General features: G+C 44.1%; 14 protein-coding genes and 1 other annotated feature. Of the genes, 2 read left to right on the top strand and 12 right to left on the bottom strand.

Annotated features, from left to right (window positions below):
- Window positions 1–55: 55 nt before the first annotated feature.
- Together IGJ42_RS03175 and IGJ42_RS03170 are read right to left on the bottom strand one after the other, a co-directional pair.
- Entirely contained in the window at window positions 56–1,813 is a 1,758-nt protein-coding gene (locus tag IGJ42_RS03175; RefSeq protein WP_005237514.1) for an ABC transporter ATP-binding protein, read from the bottom strand.
- Window positions 1,810–3,543: an ABC transporter ATP-binding protein gene (locus tag IGJ42_RS03170; protein ID WP_430615926.1), complete on the bottom strand. Its 1,734-nt coding sequence runs from the start codon at window positions 3,541–3,543 to the stop codon at window positions 1,810–1,812. Before IGJ42_RS03170 ends, IGJ42_RS03175 begins: the two co-directional genes overlap by 4 nt.
- A 402-nt stretch (window positions 3,544–3,945) precedes the next feature.
- Between IGJ42_RS03170 and IGJ42_RS03165 the strand changes: the two genes are divergently transcribed.
- The gene (locus IGJ42_RS03165; protein ID WP_005225157.1) at window positions 3,946–4,158 is read left to right on the top strand and encodes a DNA-directed RNA polymerase subunit epsilon; all 213 of its coding nucleotides are present in this window, start codon (window positions 3,946–3,948) and stop codon (window positions 4,156–4,158) included.
- A gap of 1 nt (window position 4,159) precedes the next feature.
- On the top strand, window positions 4,160–5,839 hold the full coding sequence (rnjA, locus tag IGJ42_RS03160; protein ID WP_005225156.1) for a ribonuclease J1: 1,680 nt from the start codon (window positions 4,160–4,162) through the stop codon (window positions 5,837–5,839).
- A 142-nt stretch (window positions 5,840–5,981) separates the two neighbouring features.
- On the opposite strand, the gene IGJ42_RS03155 is transcribed toward rnjA, so the two are convergent.
- The 10 genes from IGJ42_RS03155 to ezrA all read right to left on the bottom strand — a co-directional run bounded on the left by IGJ42_RS03155 (window position 5,982) and on the right by ezrA (window position 18,247).
- Window positions 5,982–6,182: a cold-shock protein gene (locus tag IGJ42_RS03155; protein ID WP_005225155.1), complete on the bottom strand. Its 201-nt coding sequence runs from the start codon at window positions 6,180–6,182 to the stop codon at window positions 5,982–5,984.
- Between the two features lie 200 nt (window positions 6,183–6,382).
- Window positions 6,383–7,075, bottom strand: a complete 693-nt coding sequence (gene radC / locus IGJ42_RS03150; RefSeq protein ID WP_429947066.1) for a RadC family protein — start codon at window positions 7,073–7,075, stop codon at window positions 6,383–6,385.
- An 82-nt stretch (window positions 7,076–7,157) separates the two neighbouring features.
- A complete protein-coding gene (locus tag IGJ42_RS03145) occupies window positions 7,158–7,832 on the bottom strand; it encodes an HAD family hydrolase (protein ID WP_016611929.1) in 675 nt (224 codons plus the stop codon).
- On the bottom strand, window positions 7,825–9,138 hold the full coding sequence (locus IGJ42_RS03140) for a bifunctional folylpolyglutamate synthase/dihydrofolate synthase (RefSeq protein ID WP_139960552.1): 1,314 nt from the start codon (window positions 9,136–9,138) through the stop codon (window positions 7,825–7,827). Before IGJ42_RS03140 ends, IGJ42_RS03145 begins: the two co-directional genes overlap by 8 nt.
- Before the next feature lie 148 nt (window positions 9,139–9,286).
- Window positions 9,287–11,932, bottom strand: a complete 2,646-nt coding sequence (locus tag IGJ42_RS03135) for a valine--tRNA ligase (protein WP_061053800.1) — start codon at window positions 11,930–11,932, stop codon at window positions 9,287–9,289.
- A 351-nt stretch (window positions 11,933–12,283) separates the two neighbouring features.
- Window positions 12,284–12,518, bottom strand: a binding site (T-box leader).
- A gap of 57 nt (window positions 12,519–12,575) precedes the next feature.
- Window positions 12,576–13,067, bottom strand: a complete 492-nt coding sequence (gene tpx, locus IGJ42_RS03130) for a thiol peroxidase (protein WP_008377033.1) — start codon at window positions 13,065–13,067, stop codon at window positions 12,576–12,578.
- 65 nt (window positions 13,068–13,132) lie between these two features.
- Window positions 13,133–13,786, bottom strand: a complete 654-nt coding sequence (locus IGJ42_RS03125) for a redox-sensing transcriptional repressor Rex (RefSeq protein ID WP_061053798.1) — start codon at window positions 13,784–13,786, stop codon at window positions 13,133–13,135.
- 154 nt (window positions 13,787–13,940) lie between these two features.
- Window positions 13,941–15,149, bottom strand: coding sequence for a tRNA uracil 4-sulfurtransferase ThiI (gene thiI, locus IGJ42_RS03120; protein WP_139960554.1), 1,209 nt, complete (start codon window positions 15,147–15,149; stop codon window positions 13,941–13,943).
- 47 nt (window positions 15,150–15,196) lie between these two features.
- On the bottom strand, window positions 15,197–16,339 hold the full coding sequence (locus IGJ42_RS03115) for a cysteine desulfurase family protein (protein ID WP_139960556.1): 1,143 nt from the start codon (window positions 16,337–16,339) through the stop codon (window positions 15,197–15,199).
- A 186-nt stretch (window positions 16,340–16,525) separates the two neighbouring features.
- The gene (gene ezrA / locus IGJ42_RS03110) at window positions 16,526–18,247 is read right to left on the bottom strand and encodes a septation ring formation regulator EzrA (protein ID WP_016611694.1); all 1,722 of its coding nucleotides are present in this window, start codon (window positions 18,245–18,247) and stop codon (window positions 16,526–16,528) included.
- Window positions 18,248–18,306 lie beyond the last annotated feature (59 nt).

The following is an 18,306-nucleotide window of genomic DNA, read 5'->3' as shown; positions in this document are numbered from 1 at the left end:
CCACCCTTGCTACAATGCAAAAAGAGCGCCAGTCAGACTGGACGCTCTTTTCGGCTTACTCGGCTTCTTCTGAAAATTGACTTTGATACAGTTGGCTATAAAAGCCGCCAGCTGCCAACAAGGTCTCGTGATTGCCTTTTTCAATGATCGACCCTTGATCCATCACTAAGATCAGATCCGCTTCACGAATCGTTGACAAACGATGGGCGATCACAAAGCTGGTACGACCTTCCATCACTTTATCCATTGCTTTTTGAATCAGCGCTTCTAAGCGGGTATCTACCGAACTGGTGGCTTCATCGAGAATCAAAATCTTCGGATCAGAGATGACTGCCCGGGCGATGGTCAACAATTGTTTTTGTCCCAAAGAGACATTGTCGCCTTCAGAATTGATGATCATCTCGTAGCCATCTGGCATCGTACGAATGAAGTGATCCACATTGGCGGTTTTCGCTGCATCAACGACTTCATAATCGGTGGCATCTAATTTCCCAAAGCGAATGTTATCGCCGATCGTGCCTTCATACAACCACGCATCTTGTAAAACCATCCCAAACAGTGAGCGGACATCGTGACGTTCCATCTTCTTCGTGTCGATGCCGTCGATCTTGATGGCCCCTTCATTGACATCATAAAAACGCATCAACAAATTGATCAAGGTTGTTTTCCCAGCACCTGTTGGTCCAACGATCGCCACAGTTTGTCCAGCTTTGACTTCAAAGTTCAAGTCTTTGATCAATGGTTTTTTCGGATCATAGGCAAAGCCGACATGTTCAAAGGTCACGTCGCCTCTGATTTGTTCCGGCAATTGGATATCGGTTCGATTGACTGGCTCTTCTTCCTCATCTAAGATTTCAAAGACCCGTTTTGCTGCTGCTGAGGCACTTTGCAAGACGGAAGACAACTGGGTAATGTTCCCCATTGGCTGACTGACTTGCCAAATGTATTGAATGAACGCTTGCAGCTGACCAACAACGATCACGCCGCTGATCACGTAAAAACTACCCATGACTGCCATTGCGATATAGGTAAAGTAAGCAGTCATTTGCACCAGTGGCATCATCAATCCTGACACAAAGGCAGAACGAAAGCCATAATAGCGCAACTGGTGGTTAACGTTTTTAAACCCTTCAAGTGTTTGCTTTTCCCGTCCATACACTTTCAACACACTGAATCCAGTCATGTTTTCTTGTACGTAGCCGTTCAGATCTCCTAACGCATTTTGCATGCCTTGGAAGTCCTTTTGCGACTTTTTGACGATTGTGCGAGAAATCAATAAGGAGGCTGGGATCATGATCAATGAAACCAATGCCATGTAAGTATTGATATAAAACATCATAGAAACCGCCATAATGATTCCTAAGAAGGCATTGACGATCCCGATCAAGGCTTGCTGCATCGCACCGCTGACGGCATCCACGTCATTGGTCACCCTTGACAGGATATTCCCTTGCTGGTTGCGGTCGAAGTAAGAAACGGGCAGACGATTGATTTTTTCTTCAATGTCTTGCCGCAAATCTCGCATCGCAGATTGGACAACGTTGGTGATCAGCAGCCCTGACATCAATTGTGAGAAACAGTAACCGACACCAACGACTGCGATCCAGATCAAGCAAAGGATCACGTAATCAAAATTAACGCCTTCGCCTGCAGCGATGTTGCGGCTGATCTCTGTCGTCGGTAATCCAGAAACATACGGCATTGCCGCATTGAAGCCGACGGTTGCAACTGTAAACAGCAAGACTAGGATAAATTGTACTTTGTACGGTTTGATGTAAGCACCTAACCGTTTTAAAGAAGAGATTGCTTTCATTGTGCCAACTCCTCCTCTGATAATTGTGACGCCGCAATGTCGTAGTATACTGGACAAGTTTGCAGCAGTTCTTTGTGGGTACCGATCCCAACCACATCGCCTTCATTCAAGACGACGATCTTATCGGCATTCATGATCGTTCCTACTCGTTGAGCAACGATCAAAACGGTCGATTCCGTGGTTTCTTTTTTCAAGCGTGCCCGCAATTTTGCATCCGTTTGGTAATCCAATGCAGAAAAACTATCATCAAAAATATAGATCTCTGGTTGGCGAATCACCGCACGGGCAATCGCTAGACGTTGTTTTTGTCCGCCAGAGAAGTTGCTTCCGCCTTCTGCCAAATGAGCATCAAAGCCATCTGGTGTGCGAGAAATGAAATCGGCCGCTTGCGCAATCTCGGCTGCTCGTTCCAGCTCTGCTTGCGTGGCATCTTCTTTCCCATAGCGCAGGTTTTCTGCGATCGTCCCTGTAAATAGCAACGCTTTTTGAGGGATAAACCCGATCTTGTTGCGCAAAGTCGTTAAACTGTAATCCCGAACGTCAACGCCATCCACCAAGACTTGGCCTTCACTGACGTTGTAAAAACGCGGAATCAATTGGATCAAGGTCGATTTCCCGCTCCCGGTACTACCGATAAACGCCACAGTTTCACCTGGTGAAGCGGTAAAGCTAACATTACGAATCACTGGACTTTGGGCATGTCCCGGATAAGCAAAGGTAACATTTTTAAATTCCAAGAAACCTTTTGTCTTAGTTTCTGTCACTGGCTGTTCTGACTCTTTGATTTCAGAAGTCGCATCTAACGCTTCTTGGATTCGGCGAGCAGAAACGGCCGCTCGTGGATACATCGTAAAGACGGTCGCAAACAGCATGAAAGAAAACAGCGCATGGAAGATGTATTCGATAAACGCAATCAAGTCACCGACTTGCAGTTGCCCTTGATCGATTTGAATACTTCCCGTCCAAATAATCAAGATCATCACGATATTGAATAAGAAGAAAAAGCCCGGTTGTGCCGTTGCCATCAAGCGAAACAAGCTGCGAGAACTAGACGCATAGGCTTGGTTGACTTTGACAAAGCGTTTTTCTTCAAATTTTTCATTGACGAAGGCACGGATCACTCGTAAACCAGAGAGATTTTCCCGCAAAATGCCATTGATTTTATCTAGATTGGCTTGTTGCTTGGTGGATAATGGTTCCGAGATTTTGGCAATGGCGATGACTGCCATCAGCAATATCGGCAATGCCCCCAAAACATACAACCCTAGTTGTGTACTTGTCCGCATGACCATGTACAAGCTGACCACAAACATCATGGGTGTCATCAAACCCGTCCGTAAGATGCTTTGCATAAACAGCATGATTTGATACGCATCATTGGTCACACGGGTGATCAATGATGAAACCCCGATTTTTTCATATTCAGTATGTGAATAGCCTTGGACTTTTTCAAAAAGATCGTCACGAATATCTGCCACAATGTTAGTGGTGATACGTGACGTGAAATAGCCTAACAAAATGTTCATCGTGATCCCCACAATGGTGATCGCGATCATCGCCGCACCCATTTTCCATATGTAGTCGCGATCACCAGCGGCGATCCCTTTGTCGATCATTCTTGCCAATAACGTCGGCAAACCTAATTCAATCAAAATAAAACCAAAAACACAGATGAAATTAAAAACCAGCAGTTTTTTGTTTTTCATCGTATAGTGCCACATTAATTTCAAAAAATCCCCTCCTTTTTTACTTCATTACTTCTACTATAGCATAGGAATATTCTTATTGTAATGCACTTTCAACGAAAAAAAGTAAACTTCGGAAATAGTCGTTTCATTTTCTTTCAGTAAGCCTTTTCAAAAATGACGTGTTTCTATACTTATTCGTTTTTCTGTGATAAACTAGTGATACTTGTAGTGGAACGACTTACAAACCCGGTGAATTTTTTATGACGACATTTGGAAAGCAAAGACGAGGCTTTCTCTTTTTTCTCACAACGATTGTCTGAAAAAAGCATGCAGCGGCTCTCGAAGCCTTCTTTTCAGGTCACTTTATTCGGACCTCGATTTTGTGATGCAGCGAATTCATCAACCAAATAGACTACTGCGAAAAGCAGATAAAGGAGAAAAGATATGATTTACAAAATTTATTACCAAGAAACAAAAGACCGCAACCCAAAGAGAGAACAAACCCACTCTTTGTACATTGAAGCAGACGATGCAGTGATCGCACGCCGTCTAGTGGAACAAAATACCCCATACAACATCGAGTTCGTTCAAGAACTAGATGAAAAACATTTAGCTTACGAAAAAGAAAACGCTGATTTCAAATTAGCGGAGTTTTAAGATGAAAGTTTCGCTGAAAAATAATGAGACCGGCGTATTCGGCGTCGGTGGACTTGGCGAAATCGGAAAAAACTGTTATGGGGTTCAATTCCAAGATGAGATCATCTTAATTGACGCGGGAATCAAATTCCCCGAAGATGAACTGCTTGGGATCGACTATGTCATTTCCGATTATAGCTACATCGTTCAAAATTTACCGAAAGTCAAAGGCTTGATCGTTACTCATGGTCACGAAGACCATATTGGCGGAATCCCTTACTTGTTGCGGGAAGCCAATATCCCAATCTATGCGGGACCATTGGCACTTGCTTTGATCACCAACAAATTAGATGAGCATGGCTTATTGCGGGACGCGGAATTACACGAAATCAATGAAGATACGGTGATTCGTTTCCGTAAAACGTCCATCAGCTTCTTCCGAACGACCCACAGTATCCCTGATGCTTTAGGTGTCGTTGTCAAAACGCCTTCTGGCAATATCGTCGCAACTGGCGATTTCAAGTTTGACTTTACGCCTGTGGGCGAACCAGCAAACTTGCACAAAATGGCAAAAATTGGTGAAGAAGGCGTCCTTTGCCTCCTTTCCGATAGTACCAATGCAGAAATTCCAACCTTTACCAAATCAGAAAAAACGATCGGCAGCTCGATTCAAAAGATTTTTGAAAAAATCGATGGTCGGATCATTTTTGCCAGCTTTGCTTCCAATATTTTCCGGCTCCAACAAGCTGCAGATGCGGCGGTTGCGACTGGACGTAAAATCGCCGTTTTTGGACGCAGTATGGAAAATGCGATCGTCAATGGACAGCGCCTTGGCTATATCAAGGTGCCAGATGGTACATTTGTGGAATCTCATGAGATCAATCGTTTGCCTGCAAATGAAACGATGATCCTTTGTACGGGTTCTCAAGGAGAGCCGATGGCTGCTTTGAGTCGGATTGCCAACGGGACTCACCGTCAAATCCAAATTCACCCAGATGATACCGTGATTTTCTCAAGCTCACCGATTCCAGGAAATACCACGAGTGTCAATCAGCTGATTAACTTGCTGTTGGAAGCTGGCGCAAACGTGATCCATGGCAAATTGAACAACATCCATACTTCTGGTCATGGTGGCCAAGAAGAACAAAAACTGATGTTGCGTCTAATGAAGCCAAAATTCTTCATGCCTGTCCATGGGGAATTTCGGATGCTGAACATCCACACCCAACTGGCACAAGATGTCGGTGTACCAAAAGAAAATTGTTTCATTATGGAAAATGGTGACATGTTGGCCTTAACAGCGGATACCGCTCGCTTGGCTGGTCATTTCAATGCCAATGATGTTTATGTCGACGGCAGCGGTATCGGTGATATCGGGAATGTCGTCTTACGAGATCGTCGTATTCTTTCAGAAGAAGGCCTCGTCTTAGCGGTAGCGACAGTCGATGTGGCGAAGAAAGAAGTTCTTGCTGGACCAGATATCCTTTCTCGTGGGTTTGTTTACATGCGGGAATCCGGCGAGATGATCAACGAAGCCCAACAAATTCTCTTCCGTGCGTTGCGAGAAGTCTTGAACCAACCAGACCCAACAGAGCACAAATTAAGAGAAGCGATGTCATCGGCTTTACAGCCATTCCTATTTGAAAAAACCGAGCGTCATCCAATGATCCTTTCAATGATCATGACACCGGATGATTTATAGTCTCACATGCAAGGGGAGTTCTCAGGTTACTGGGAACTCCCCTTTTTCCTTTCCGTTGCAAAAAGCAAAAAAAGACCATCGAATCGATGGTCTTTTGGGTTTTTGATTTCAAAGTGCTCTTACTGGCAGTTTGTTTGAAAGCTTACGCTTTGTTTACGTTAACTGCTTGAGGTCCACGATCAGAATCTTCCACGTCGAAAGTTACTGCTTGACCTTCTTCTAAAGTTTTGAATCCTTCACCTTGGATCGCTGAAAAGTGTACAAATACGTCTGTACCGTCTTCGCGAGAGATAAAACCAAACCCTTTTTCAGCATTGAACCATTTTACTGTACCTTGTTCCATTATAAAAAAACCTCCTCGTGCATAAGCACTTAATTATGTGTAACATTGCCTTTGTGCGATAGAGGCCTAACGTGCGTTTCAACATCTATTCAGCAAACAAAATTACAATAATATTTTACACTTGCCCGTATTTTTTTGCAAGACAGACGATTAGACAATTCACCTTTATTTTTAATAATGTTCGCAAATTAGCCGTTGTGTCAGCAAATTTCTTGATGCCAGAGGCCTTCTTCTCGCAAACTAACATAGGCATTGTCGCCAATAATTAAATGATCCAGTAGTTCGATCCCCATCAAGTCTCCGCACTTGATCAAGCGGCGTGTAAACAGCAGATCTGCCTCTGAGGCTTGGGGACTACCGCTGGGATGGTTGTGAACGACGATCACTCGTGCGGCACTGTAGCGTACCGCCCAATGAAAAATCTCCCGTGGGTGAGCGATCGACTGATTCAACGATCCGATGAAGATCGTCTTTTTTTGAATGATCTCATTTTTGGTATTCAAATAAATCCCGAGCAAGTGCTCCTGACGAAAGTCTTTTAATTCTTGGATCAGCTGATGAGCGATCGCCATACTGGAGTTGATCTTGCCGTACTTTGGTTGAACAGACCGCTGGATCCGCACACCTAATTCAATCATCGCTTTGATCTCGATGGCTTTGGTTTGTCCGACGCCGCGAATTTCTTGTAATTCATCGATTGTCGCTTCTTTTAATTCATACAATTCTTCAAAACGATTCAAGACACTAGCCGCTAATTCCAAGACATTTAGGGGCCGTGAGCCAGTCCGCAACAAAATTGCCAACAGTTCTTGGTTCGAAAGGGCATCAACCCCATATTGCACTAAGCGCTCTCGTGGGAACGAGCTTTGGGGAATCTCTGTTTCATTGATCATAAAAAAACTCCTTTGCGTCGGTCTAATAAAAGATACGCAAAGGAGAGAGTATTTCATGAATAAGATGCGCAAAAAATCACAGTTAAATCGAAAAAGCCGTTTCTAGAAAATCTGGGACATCCTCTAGTGAAGGCAAGACTTTCAAGACTTTTTCTTCAATGATGGTCGTCGGCGCGATCAAATCGGGAATCATAATGACTGAGATCCCTGCCCCATGAGCAGCATGAATACCGTTAGCCGAATCCTCAAGGATCACCAATTCTTCTTTTGGTACCGCCAGTAATGCATGAGCTTTTTCAAAAATCTCAGGATCTGGTTTTGCCCGTGTGACATCATCAAAGCAGACGATCTTAGGAAATTCCGCCGTTAAGTCTGCTGCTTCCAGCAAGGTGTCGATCACTTTGCGCTGGTTACTAGACGCCAACACTCGGGGAATCTTTTTCTCATCAAGATAATGCAATAACTCGTGGATCCCTGGCTTCAATTCAGCCTCGCCCCGTTGGAACATTTCCAACGTTTGCTGAAAAGCCGCTTGAATAAATTCTTCAATCATCTGATGACCAAAGGCTTCATCGAATCTCTCATGATAAGCTGCCCAGACTTCTTCATCCGAAACACCTACATAGGCTAGGTATAACTCTTTTGTATAGGGAATACCCATTTGATCCGCCACGATTTGAGTCGCTTGGTAATAAAGCAGCTCCGTGTCAAAAATCAAGCCGTCCATATCGAAAATCACACCACGTAACTTAGCCATTTCTTCCTCCTATTGCCAATAACAATTCACGAACTTCTGAAACAAAATACAAGGATCCTGTCACCAGCAGCAAATCTTCATTGGTCATTTTTTCTAATAATTCTGCCAAGCCAAACTGCCATAAAGAAACGGTTGAGATTCGTTTGCTATCGATTTCCTGATAGCCGTCTGCTAAATGCAATGCTTTGGGAAAATCAAAGGTCGTTAAATAAATCTCGGCTTGGGGAATCGATAGCAATTGCTGAAGCATCTCATTGACGTTTTTGGTTTCAAGCGCTGAAAACAGTACATGGATGCGATAGTCGCTGAACTCTTCTTTCATCGTATCTACTAAACGAGCCATGGCGTGTACGTTATGGGCACCATCGATAATCACTAGTGGCTCACTACTGATTCGTTCCATCCGGGCGGGCCAATAGGCTTTTCGCAAGCCATTGCGAATCTCTTTGGCTGAAAAGGGCAGTTGCCGCAGGTCGCAATACAGGCTGTATAATTGGATCGCAACACCGGCATTTTCTGGTTGATGGCGGCCTAACATCGGTGTTTTCAAGCCTTTGATTTTGCCATGCTCATTTTCAAAATCAAATAATTCACCCCATTCTTCATCGGGACGACGATAGGTCACACGGTACTCTTGCCCTGCATGACAAGCGGGTGCCTGTGCTTCTGTAGCTTTCAAATCGATCACCGAAAGCGCACTTTCAACGATATTGCCAGTAACAAGGGGTGTTTGCGGCTTGATGATCCCTGCCTTATGGGCAGCGATCGCTTCAATGGTATCCCCTAAGACATCCATGTGATCCATGCCGATCGTCGTGATCGCGGTCAAAATAGGAGAAATAACGTTGGTACTATCTAAGAGTCCCCCTAAGCCAACTTCAATAATCGCAACATCGACCTTTTTTTCTTCAAAATAGCCTAATGCCATAGCGGTAATGATCTCGAACTGGGTAATGCCCGTCAACGTTTCATCGCGATCAATTTCAGCAACCAGCGGCTGGATTTTTTCCACCCAAGCGACCAAGTCCTCATCTGATATAAATTGTCCGTTGATTTCAATTCGTTCATTGAACGCTTCAATGTGTGGGGAAGTAAAGGTCCCCACTTGCTGCCCAGCTTCTTCTAAAAGACTGCGCAAATAACTGACGGTCGATCCTTTGCCATTCGTACCGGCGATATGGATCATGGTCACCTTTTTTTCAGGATTACCCATCCGTTTTAATAATGCTTCGACACGCATCAATCCAGGTCTTTGCCCAAATGTCAAACGCGAATGGATCCACGCTGTTGCTTCTTCGCTTGTCATCTCGCTCACCTCGCTCCTATTTTAACAAAAAATGAACGGCTTTCCCAATTTCTTTCCTTTAAACGAGAAAATTGTTCGCCCTGTTTCTATTGAATAAGCAAAAACAAGCATCTCCGAAAGATGCTTGTTTGCGTGTGATGTGCTCATCCTATTGGATTGTGCGTAATTGTTCGATCCGTTCTTGAACGGCTTTTTGTTTTTCAAGATAATCGGCTTCTTTGCTGCGTTCTTGTGCCACGACTTCCTCAGGCGCATTGGCAACGAAGCGTTCGTTCGCCAGTTTGCCTTGTACCCGTTGAACTTCTTGGGTGAACTTCGCTAGTTCTTTCTCCAAACGCGCGATTTCTTCTTCAATGTTGATCAACCCAGCTAGTGGCAAGTAGATCGTCGCACCTGATAGGATGGCAGACATCGCCAATTCAGGGGCTTGCAAGCTGTTAGAGATTTCTAGTTCTTCTGGATTACAGAAGCGTTCGATATAGTTTTTGTTAGCAATCAAGAATTCTTCGATTTCAGGCTCATTTGCTTGGATCAGCAAAGTGATTGGTTTCGAAAGTGGTGTATTTACTTCTGCTCGGATGTTTCGAACCGAACGAATCAATTCTTTCAACACTTCCATCCCTTGCGCCGCTTTTTCATCCGTCCATTCTGGAGCCACTTGTGGATACTCAGCAACGACTAATGATTCCCCTGTATGCGGCAGCTTGCTCCAGATTTCTTCTGTAACAAATGGCATGATTGGGTGCAACAAGCGTAAAATTTGATCAAGAACATGGACTAAGATGCTCTTGTTAACTTGTTTCGCTGCTTCATTGTCACCATATAACGTTTCTTTCGACATTTCAATGTACCAGTCACAGAAATCATCCCAGATAAAGTTGTATAATTGACGACCTGCTTCACCAAATTCGAAGCGTTCAAAAAGGTCAGTGACTTTTTCAATCGTTTCATTCAAGCGCGTCAAGATCCAACGATCCGCCACTGATTTTTCACCAGAAAAATCAATGTCTTCTGCAGTCATTTCGCTGACATTCATTAAGACAAAACGGGAAGCATTCCAAATTTTATTGATGAAGTTCCAAGCAGCATCCATTTTCTCATAGCTGAAACGCACGTCTTGTCCCGGTGCAGAGCCATTTGATAAGAACCAACGCAATGCATCAGCACCGTATTGTTCAATGACTTCCATCGGATCGATCCCGTTTCCAAGAGACTTACTCATTTTGCGACCTTGTTCATCACGGATCAATCCGTGGATCAAGACATTTTCAAATGGTCGTTTGCCAGTAAATTCCAAGCTTTGGAAAATCATACGGCTTACCCAGAAGAAAATGATGTCGTAACCAGTTACTAATGTATTCGTTGGGAAGTAGCGTTGGAAATCTTCATTGTTTTCATCTGGCCACCCCATCGTTGAAAACGGCCATAAAGCAGAACTAAACCATGTATCCAATACGTCTGGATCTTGCTGCCAATTTTCGGCATCTGCTGGCGCTTCAAGTCCTACATACATTTCCCCCGTTTCTTTGTGGTACCAAGCTGGGATTTGATGGCCCCACCACAACTGACGAGAGATAACCCAGTCATGGACATTTTCCATCCAACGTAAGAATGTTTGGTTGAAACGTGGCGGATAAAAGTCCACCGCATCGTCGGTTTCTTGGTTGTCGATGGCTTGTTTTGCTAATGGTTCCATTTTTACGAACCATTGTGTCGATAAACGAGGTTCGACTACTACGCCTGTCCGTTCTGAGTGACCTACGCTATGGACCATTTTTTCGATTTTGATCAGACGACCTAACGCTTCTAAATCTTTCACGATTTGCTTGCGAGCAGCAAAACGATCCATGCCTGCATAGGTACCTGCTAAGTCATTCATTGTTCCGTCATCATTCATGACATTGACCCGTGGTAGGTCATGGCGGTTACCGACCTCGAAGTCATTCGGGTCATGGGCAGGAGTGATTTTTACGACCCCTGTTCCAAATTCTTGGTCCACGTACTCATCAGCGATGATTGGGATCTCTTTATTGACCAAAGGCAAGATCACTTTCTTACCAATCAATGCTTGATAGCGTTCATCTTCTGGATGAACCGCGACTGCTGTATCCCCCAACATCGTTTCTGGGCGAGTCGTTGCGATCTCCACCACGCCGCTGCCATCCGCTAATTCGTAAGACATGTGGTAAAAAGCACCTTCGATGTCTTTGTGGATCACTTCAATATCAGATAATGCCGTGCGGGCTTGCGGATCCCAGTTGATGATGTACTCGCCACGATAGATCAAGCCTTTTTCATATAGCGTCACGAAAACTTTACGAACCGCTTCGGATAATCCATCATCTAATGTGAACCGTTCACGGCTATAGTCTAGGGATAAGCCTAGTTTCGCCCATTGTTCCCGAATGTGACCGGCATATTCTTCTTTCCAATCCCATACTTGTTCAACAAATTTTTCCCGACCAAGGTCATAGCGAGAAATTCCTTGTTCCCGCAGCTTTTCTTCTACTTTGGCTTGGGTAGCGATCCCGGCATGGTCCATTCCTGGCAGCCATAAGGTGTCATACCCTTGCATCCGTTTTTGACGAATGATGATGTCTTGTAACGTGGTATCCCAGGCATGACCTAAGTGCAATTTTCCTGTTACGTTTGGTGGTGGAATCACGATAGAATAAGGTTTTGCTTCTTTGTTGCCGCTTGGTTTAAAACGGTCATGCTCTAACCAATCTTGGTAACGCCCGGCTTCTACTTCTTGGGGATTGTACTTGGTGGATAGATTCTCAGTTTCTGTCATAGTTGGTCCTCCTAAAGTTACGTTTTTTAAACGTAATGGTTGGTGTGGTTTTTTGGTGCCTGTTGCTGGGTAAAGCACGAAAATGTTCGAATCGTTCAGGATGAGTGCAGTGGTAGAGATGATTATCCGTTGTTTGTTGACGCCTCGTTTGTTGTTCGTAAAAAGTACGTTTCTTACAGAGGTCATGGCTCACTTCCGTGATCCTCTATTGTGTCTTAGGGCCTTTGGCAACCGATCTAGCTCGCTTCGTGAACCAATTTTGGTGACTTCGAGTACTGTTCATCATCTGCTCTGTCCCACTTTGTGGGCCAGTCGCAGTGATTCACAGCAAAAAGCGCCCTAATGCCGAGGCATTAGGGCGCTGATACGCGGTACCACCTAAATTGCAGATTGCTCTGCCACTTTGACGTGAGGTAACGTTCACGACGCGCTTGATCTTACTGTGCGGCTTTGTCTGCAAGAAACAAACCGTGGTTCGGATCAAAGACCTTCAAGCTACCTTTTCAGTGTCTGGGGAAGTCTTGCACCGACCGACTTCTCTCTGACCGCCAGGGTCACTGATACTCCTCTTGAACATTGTCTTGCTATCATAGATTCTTGTTTCATCTTGCTACATTCTACAATGAACTTTTTTGAAAGTCAATTAGAGGTTTGCTTTCGCTGCATCGATGGCTGCTTGATAATCTGGTTCGTGGGAGATCTCAGGCACGATCTCAACGTGTTGAATCACGCCTTCACGGTCTAAAACGAAAATTGCTCGGGCAAAATGACCGAAGTCTGGGATCATGATTTGATAGGCCTCACCGAAGGTATTCGCCGGATCATGAAGCATGATCATGTCGACGCCTTCTTGGCCGCACCATTGTGCTTGTTCTTCTTTTGTATTGTTAGAGATCGTTACAAAATTTATATCATCCAATTGACTTGCTTCTTGGTTGAAACGCTTGGTCTGCAACGCACAGACACGTGTCACGATATCGGGAACCACGCTGATGATCGTTGGTTTTCCTAAAAAATCAGTCAGTGTATATTCCTTGTCCTCTAAACTTTTCAAGCGAAAATCAGCTGCTTTATCCCCTACTTTTGGTTGGTTGCCGGGCATCTCATAAACCGTTTCTTTGCGTGTAACTTGCATAACATCTCTCCTATAGCATTTTCTCCCAGTATAAGAAAGATTGTCAAAAAACGAAAAGGATTTGCTCAGACTTTCGATTTTTGCGAGTAGGTCGTATCAAAAAAAATCAATGTTTGCAATTCTGTCGTCAAATCAATGTATTGGATATTGACGTCCTTTGGCACGATGACGGGATCAGGGGCAAAATTTAAAATCGCTGTGATCCCAGCATCCACGATCGCATCGATCGCCATTTGTGAATAACGGCTAGGAACGGTCGAAATCGCTACTGTGATCCCTTTTTCTGCTACGACTCCCGCCAATTGGTCCATTCCATAGACATAACGTCCACTAATGGTCTGGCCAATTATTTCTGGATCATTGTCAAAAACCGCGATGACGGAAAGATTTTCATTTCTGCGAAAATTGTTGTTAGCTAACGCTTTTCCTAAATTTCCATAACCAATCAAGGCAATTTTTTTCTCCTCATTGGTTTCTAAAATATAGCTCAAAACCTCAATCAAATAAGGAACATCATAGCCATAGCCACTTCTGCCTAATTCTCCTAAATGAGAAAAATCTCGGCGGATCGTGGCTGAAGGAACTTGCGTGATTTCTGCAAACTCTTTTGATTTGATTCGCTGAATGCCAGAGGCATCCAGTAATTTTAAATGTCGTAAATAAGCTGGCAAACGTTTTGCCGTTGCTTTTGGAAGTTTTTTATCTCTTAGTGCTTCCATCCTGTCCACCCTCCTTGTTAAATGATTCACATATTGAGTGTAGCATGTTCCATTTTCAATAGCAAGAAAATATTCACAAACTCTCTCACTCGATGAAAAACGACCACAAATGTTCCAAAACAGTTGTGGTCGTAGCATTAAAACCGGGGTTCTATTATAAAAATTCAGCGAATTCGGTTGCTATTTTTTCTTGATTTGCCGTGATTACTTCTAGTTTCAACCCAGCCATCGCACGTTCCATCATCCCTTCGATATCGAGACGCTCTTCATATTGATGTACTTTATCCAGTCTTGGGCGTGTCTTTGGTTGAGGGGGGGCAAAGATTGTGCAGCAATCCTCAAAGGGCTGGACCGATAACTCAAAGGTATCAATGGCTTCGGCAACTTCAATGATCTCCAATTTGTCCATCGTTGCCACTGGGCGCACGATTGGCGTATTGGTTACTTCATTGATGGCGACCATGCTATGCAAAGTTTGTGAAGCGACTTGTCCTAATGATTCACCATTTAAGATAATCAAGCCATGACGAGCCTCACGAATCGCATCTGTCAAACGCAGCATCATCCGACGGGTGATGGTCATCCAATAGCCTTGTGGCACACGGTTTTTGATTTCTTCTTGGATTTCCGTAAACGGAACTTCGATAAATTGGATGCTTCCCACATAAGGCGCAAGCTTCTTCGTTAAATCTTTGGCTTTTTGTAATGCTTGTTCACTCGTATAAGGAGGACTTGCAAAATGGACTGCTTCGATCTCAACACCGCGTTTCATGGCAAAGTAGCCTGCAACTGGCGAATCGATACCACCAGAAAGCATCAACATTCCCTTACCGCTGGTGCCAACGGGTAAGCCGGCTGCTCCTTGGATCGTTTCATAGGACAGATAGGCGCCATCGACCCGTATTTCCACCCGCAGATTGATGTCTGGTTTTTTCATTTGGACTTTGACATCAGGAAAACGGTCGATCACCGCATTACCTAAGGTCAAATTCAACTGGTTGCTATCTTGCACAAACGAGTGATCGCTGCGCTTAGCTGTGATTTTGAAGGTCTCAACACCGGTGTAGATCTCTGCCATAACGTCTTGAACGGCTTTCTTTAATACCTCAATGTCTTTTTCAACCCGAATACTAGGGGAAAAGTTTTGAATCCCAAAGACTTTTTGCAGCTTAGGAATGATCTCTTGGCTGTTTTCACCGTTCAATAGCAAGTGCATGCGATCTCGCTCGGCATGAACTTTGACATGGGGATAATCGGCTAAGGTACGTTTGACGTTTGAAGCTAATTGCATAATAAAACTACGACGATTTTTGCCCTTTGTTGACAGTTCGCCGTAACGAACCATGATTTCTGAATAATTCACGAGAAAACTCCTTTGATTTGGATTGATTTTATAGTGCTATGTCGTGCTTAATTGATTTTCGAAAATTTTTGGTACAACTGGTGGAAGACGATCAGAAACTGCTCGACTTCTGCCATCGTATTGCTCTCATCTAAACTGATACGAACAGCGGATGTCGCTAACTGTTCCGGAACGTGCATCGCATGAAGCGTACTGCTGGCCATCTTTTTACGGGAGGAACAAGCGCTCGTCGTCGAAAGATAGATCTGCTTTTCTTCAAAGGCATGGACTAAGACTTCTCCTCTGATCCCTTTTAATGAGAAACAAAGTATATGTGGCGCAAACCCTTCAGTGCCAGAAAAAAGCGTAACTTTCTCATAGCCAGCCAGTGCTTCTTGCAAATAGCCTTTTAATAATTGAACATGGTTCGGCTTTTCAGCCTTGTGTTCCGTCGCTAAACGTAGGGCTTTTGCCATGGCAACGATTGCTGGTACATTTTCGGTACCGCTGCGCTGGTTTTGCTCTTGCCCACCGCCAGTCATCAATGGCGCCAACTTACGGCCTTGTTTCCAATAGATAAATCCGGCGCCACGAGGTCCGTGAAATTTATGCGCAGAGAACACAGCAAAATCGACCCGCTCATTGAACCATTGCTCTTGCGGCACCTTTGTGATGGCTTGGACAGCATCCACATGGAAATGGATCGTTGGGTAGTCCGCTAGCACGGCTGCGATCTCATGGATCGGTTGGATCGATCCCACCTCATTATTGACCGCCATCACCGAAACCAAAATCGTTTCTTTGCGAATCATGTTTGCTAATTCTGACACGTTGACAAAGCCTTGAGCATCAACAGGGACCACACTGACCTCAAATCCTAATTCGGCTAATTGAGCCGCTGTTTCACTGACGGCAGGGTGTTCAATACTGGAAATAATCAGGTGATTCCCATAGGCTTTTTTCGCTAAAGCAGTCCCTTTGATGACCCAGTTGTCTCCTTCGGTCCCCCCACTGGTAAATGCGATCTCTTTGGAAGAAACGTTTAACAGATCGGCGATCTGCTGACGTGATTGCTGTAGCAGGCGATTGGCTTGATTTCCTAAATCATGCAGGCTTGAGGGATTGCCGATGATTCGCTGACTGACTTGGACATATGTATTTAAAGCTTGTGGATAAATAGCGGTTGTTGCACTGTTGTCAAAATAGATCAATGATAGGACCCTTTCTCTAAAAAAATTCTTTCCCATTATAACTGCTCTTGGGCTGAGTTTCAAGGTGACTCGCTGGCTTTGGCTTTATTTAAAGGAAACTTTCCCTTCCTTCGTAAGCGTTAATCATGCAGCGAGCCATTCTTTCCATGAAAAAAGCCAGTCAGTTTTTCACTGCTGGCTTTCGTATTATACTAAGTCGCGGTTATTGAAGTAGAAGTTTTCGATCCGTTTGAAGGCACCTGGTTCTACTCGTTCCAACGCTGTGCCGATTTCATCTAGCGCATCTTGATAGCGATATTCTTTACTGAACAAGTAAAGTGATTTGTCGATCGCTGCCTTGATATCTGGATGAGAATGACGATAGCGGTTGGCATATTGCATCATTTGCTCAGTCAATGCCGCAGCATCCACCAAGTCTTTCGTTTGTTCATCTAAAAGATCAAGATCTTCTTCACAGACAGAAACCAATTTATTGATTTCTTGCATGTTGATGCGAATCTTGTTCAATTCTTTGCCTAGTTCTTCCACCCGATCTGTTGCCACGAAGAAGAATTCTAAGTACTCACCTGGCAAACCAGGTAAGCGTTGCTTCTCAACAAACCGCTTCAAGTTGCGTAGACGGAATTCGAAGCTTTCCACTTTTTCTTGCGCAACTTTTTCGCCACGACGTAATTCCGCAAGGGAATCATCGATTTCGACTTGCTGGCTTTCCACATCATCCAAAATCTTGTAGGCATCTTTGTAGAAGCTTTGCACTTCTGAATAAGGAATTTCGTGCTTTTCTAATTGTGGTAGGTACTCGTTATTGCGACGAGCCAATTCGTCGACTTCCGTTTGGAAACCACGGACGCGACCTAACTCATTATGATTCAATGTATAGCTTTGTGCCGTATGATCCAACTCGATCAACAACTGACGGTTGTTCTTCGTTGCGTGGTCAATATAGTCTTCAATGATTTGGCGATTTTTCATGACATATTTCTTGGCATTGATCTCACGTTCCATCACCGTATACAAGGCATCGATATCACTTGCAGTATCACGACTTGCCACTTCAACGGAAGCGACTTCTGTTTTCGCTAGATCGTTCATGGAGTTTTCAACTCGTTTTTTCACACGGTTGATTTCTTCTTGGAAGTTTGCTTCTGGGAACACATATTTTTGTTCTAATAATTTTTTGTAGCCATCTTGGATTTCTTTCAACTGATCTGGGAAGGTACGGTTTAATTCTTCGTAGGCCGCTGGGATCCGTTTCATTAAGTCTTCTACTTCATAGGTGTGTTTTTCTGCTTGGTCTAACACTTCCCGTGCTTCCACAGGATCGCCTGAAGTATTTAAGGTAACAAATTGGGTGAACTCAATTTCAATGTTTTTGATTTGTTTTTGCAGCTCATTGTAAGCAGGACCGAATTCTTCGCCTTGATCCCGTAGCTTCTTCTTCAAGTCTTCGTAAACGTCCAACGCTTTTTGGACTTCCAGTGAATTTCGTTCTTCACTTTCTCGTAATTCTTTCAAGCCGGCGCGAATCTCTTCTACTTGGCGTTCCATCTCATCCATGGTCGCTTCCGCTTGAACGATCGCCCCTTTTGCTTTGAAAAAGCGGATGCGTTCGTTTAGTTCTTCCACTTCAAAGATTTGACTCTCAAGTTCAGCAAAAGATTTTGTGGAGATATCTGTCCATTGTTGGTTCCACTCACGGAAGGTGTTTTGACTTTGACCAACCAAGTGCATTCTTTTTACTTCATCGACTTCTTCGATCACCGGTAAGTCAAACAGATTTTCTTTGCGTTTTTCCAAGTCATTTAGCTTTTCTTGGTTTTTCTTCCGCATGAAAAAGCCAATTGCATACAAGACCGCTGCGATGATGATGATGGCAATGACAATTCCAAAGATGATATTAGTTCCCATTTTGTGGTTCCTCCAATTTTCAAATATACATGTTTCGTCTAAAATCTGCTGATCAGCAG

Origin of the sequence: Enterococcus sp. DIV1067f (genome assembly GCF_050543505.1) — a bacterium.
Taxonomy (GTDB): domain Bacteria; phylum Bacillota; class Bacilli; order Lactobacillales; family Enterococcaceae; genus Enterococcus_D; species Enterococcus_D entomosocium.
This window is presented reverse-complemented; position numbering and strand designations above follow the sequence as displayed.

What these genes read in the sequence shown, in the direction of transcription:
- IGJ42_RS03175 (WP_005237514.1), bottom strand. Translation starts at nt 1,813, where the DNA reads ATGAAAGCAATCTCTTCTTTAAAACGGTTAGGTGCTTACATCAAACCG.
- IGJ42_RS03165 (WP_005225157.1), top strand. Translation starts at nt 3,946, where the DNA reads ATGATTTACAAAATTTATTACCAAGAAACAAAAGACCGCAACCCAAAG.
- rnjA (WP_005225156.1), top strand. Translation starts at nt 4,160, where the DNA reads ATGAAAGTTTCGCTGAAAAATAATGAGACCGGCGTATTCGGCGTCGGT.
- IGJ42_RS03155 (WP_005225155.1), bottom strand. Translation starts at nt 6,182, where the DNA reads ATGGAACAAGGTACAGTAAAATGGTTCAATGCTGAAAAAGGGTTTGGT.
- radC (WP_429947066.1), bottom strand. Translation starts at nt 7,075, where the DNA reads ATGATCAATGAAACAGAGATTCCCCAAAGCTCGTTCCCACGAGAGCGC.
- IGJ42_RS03145 (WP_016611929.1), bottom strand. Translation starts at nt 7,832, where the DNA reads ATGGCTAAGTTACGTGGTGTGATTTTCGATATGGACGGCTTGATTTTT.
- IGJ42_RS03140 (WP_139960552.1), bottom strand. Translation starts at nt 9,138, where the DNA reads ATGACAAGCGAAGAAGCAACAGCGTGGATCCATTCGCGTTTGACATTT.
- IGJ42_RS03135 (WP_061053800.1), bottom strand. Translation starts at nt 11,932, where the DNA reads ATGACAGAAACTGAGAATCTATCCACCAAGTACAATCCCCAAGAAGTA.
- tpx (WP_008377033.1), bottom strand. Translation starts at nt 13,067, where the DNA reads ATGCAAGTTACACGCAAAGAAACGGTTTATGAGATGCCCGGCAACCAA.
- IGJ42_RS03125 (WP_061053798.1), bottom strand. Translation starts at nt 13,786, where the DNA reads ATGGAAGCACTAAGAGATAAAAAACTTCCAAAAGCAACGGCAAAACGT.
- ezrA (WP_016611694.1), bottom strand. Translation starts at nt 18,247, where the DNA reads ATGGGAACTAATATCATCTTTGGAATTGTCATTGCCATCATCATCATC.